Source organism: Paenarthrobacter sp. NPDC090522, from assembly GCF_044769225.1.
Lineage (GTDB): Bacteria > Actinomycetota > Actinomycetes > Actinomycetales > Micrococcaceae > Arthrobacter.
This window is the reverse complement of record NZ_JBIVXL010000004.1, coordinates 359,584-362,144: the sequence shown is the minus strand read 5'-3', so window position 1 is coordinate 362,144 and position 2,561 is coordinate 359,584. Positions and strand designations below refer to the sequence as shown.

General features: G+C 63.2%; 1 protein-coding gene and 1 pseudogene. Both read left to right on the top strand.

Annotated elements, in window-relative coordinates:
- A pseudogene (locus tag ACIQT2_RS07285) lies at positions 1-599 on the top strand (mannose-6-phosphate isomerase, class I); the annotation flags it as partial.
- A gap of 175 nt (positions 600-774) precedes the next feature.
- On the top strand, positions 775-2,561 hold a 1,787-nt coding region (locus ACIQT2_RS07280), incomplete at its 3' end, for a S8 family peptidase (protein ID WP_402944973.1).

The following is a 2,561-nucleotide window of genomic DNA, read 5'->3' as shown; positions in this document are numbered from 1 at the left end:
GCGAACCGCACGAAGAGGCACTGACCGCGATGCTGGGCATCAACGAGGCCTTCCCCGGCGATCCCGGAGTGCTCATTTCGCTGCTCCTGAACCACCTGACCCTCGAGCCCGGCGATGCCGTGTACTTGCCCGCAGGAAACGTGCACGCCTACATCCACGGCCTGGGCGTGGAAGTCATGGCCACCTCGGACAATGTGCTGCGCGGCGGCCTGACGCCCAAGCACGTCGATGTCCCCGAACTGCTGAAAACCGTTCGTTTCGAGGCCCTCGGGGTTCCCCACGTGGTGGCCGAAGGCACCGAGTTCGGCCAGGAACTGTACCGCCCGCCGTTCAAGGAATTCCAGCTCCAACGCATCGAACTAGGCCCCACCGCCGAGCCCGTGCCCTTGGCGCAAACCGGGCCCGCCGTCGTCGTGGTCGTGTCCGGGTCCGTGGTCCTCGACTCCCCCAAGAGCGATCTCCGCCTGGAACGCGGCGCCGCCGCGTTCATCCCCGAGGTGGAGAATCCCGTGAACGTCCATCCTGTCCAGGGAGCCACCGAAACCAGCGTGGCCTTCGCCGTCACCACGGGACTGTCATCCTGGGCGAAAGGAAACTAAGCGACATTGCTGTGCCCTGACACGCAAGGTGGTCTTAGCCTGTCATAAACGGGTTCCACTTGTATTGCAAGTCAAGTCTCGGTTTAGAATCTCGTGGGGGTCAGCTGGTGGTCTCCAGTTGCCCGCGATCGACCCCGCCATGGTTCGTTCGCGCTTTCCCGGGGGATACCGAATCATGGTCAAGAAATATGCGCAGCAATCGTTACGGTTCGTGGGCATCGCCACAGCCGCTGCACTCATCGGTGGTGGGCTTGCCGTCCAGCCAGCCCTGGCCGATGACGGGAACATACTTCCCAGTGCGCCCCAGGCTCTGCTTCCGACGCCCGAACCCGGCACTGACCAGTTCATTGTTGGTGTTAAGGACAACTCGGTCCAAGCGGCGCGCGTGGCCGTCGAGGAAGCGGCGGACAAAGCCGCCTCAAAGTTGGGAGTGTCTGCACAAACCGTCCGCGACACTGCCACTGGCGGGCACGTGGTCAAGCTCGACAAGGCGCTGAGTGCAAGCGAAGCCGAGAAGTTCGCTGAATCCCTCCGCATGGATACGAAGGTGGCCTACGTCGAGGCTGACGCGGTGATGCACATAGCAGTCACTCCGAATGACAGCTACTTCAACGAGCAGTGGGATTTGTGGGAAAGCCAAGCTGGCATGCGTATGCCTTTTGCCTGGGACTACACCCACGGTGAGGGCGTCGTAGTGGCGGTTGTGGACACTGGCATTACACGGCACCCTGACCTGGACGCCAATGTCCTCCCCGGCTACGACATGATCTCCACTGCAGTGGACGGCCGCGATGGCGACGGCCGGGATCCCGATCCCACGGACATGGGGGACTGGGCACCTGCCGGTGAATGCGCCGTGGGAAGTCCCGCTGAAAATTCTTCTTGGCACGGCACCCACGTGGCTGGCACCATCGCCGCGGTCGGTAACAACAGCCGTGGCGTCAGCGGCGTCGCCCCTGGTGCGAAGATCCTCCCCGTCAGGGCCATGACCTTCTGTGGTGGCTACACGTCCGACATTGCCGATTCAATCATCTGGGCTGCCGGCGGCGTGGTGAGCGGTGTTCCGGTCAACCCTAACCCCGCCAAGGTCATCAACCTGAGCCTCGGCGGCATCAAGGCGTGCTCCGCGACCTACCAAAACGCCATCGACTTCGCGCACAACGCGGGTGCCGCCGTCGTGGTCTCGGCAGGAAACTCGAACGTACCGGCATCCCAGGCCAGCCCGGCAAACTGCCAGAACGTCATTACCGTGGCCGCCAGCACCAGGTCCGGTGCGAAAGCGCCGTATTCCAATTACGGGGATGCCGTTGATGTCACTGCTCCCGGTGGCGACATGAGCGCTGACTTCATGAACGGCATCCTATCCACCTACAACGCGGGCACCACCACGCAAGCGGAGACCGGGTATGCCTTCATGCAGGGAACGTCCATGGCAGCCCCGCATGTCTCCGGACTCGCGGCACTCCTGTTCGCCGCCGAAGGAAGTTCGCTGACTCCGGCAACTTTGGAACAACAACTCAAGGACAGCTCCCGTCCCCTTCCGGCAGGGTGCGCTCCGGGTTGTGGAGCCGGCCTCGTCGATGCCACGGCCGCGCTGATTGCTTACGGCGGCAACTTGCCCGTGGCGCCGTCGCCAGTGGTCTTCAAGGACCTCGACGGGACGGCGAAGGACACGTTCCAGATCCCCGCGGTTAAGGGCGTTGAATACTTGGTGGGCAGCGTCGTTGTTCCTGCCGGCGTTTACCGTGCCAACGGGACCGTCACCGTGACCGCTCGCGCTGCCAAGGATTATGTCCTCGCAGTGGGGGCCACTACTTCCTGGAGCCACGCGTTCTCGTCTGCCCGCATCAAGACCACGGACTTCAACGGTGACGGCAATTCGGATGTCCTGGCCCGGGACACCAATGGCGTTTTGTGGCTCTACCCCGGCAATGGCTCCGGCGGTTGGCTGACGGCCAAGCA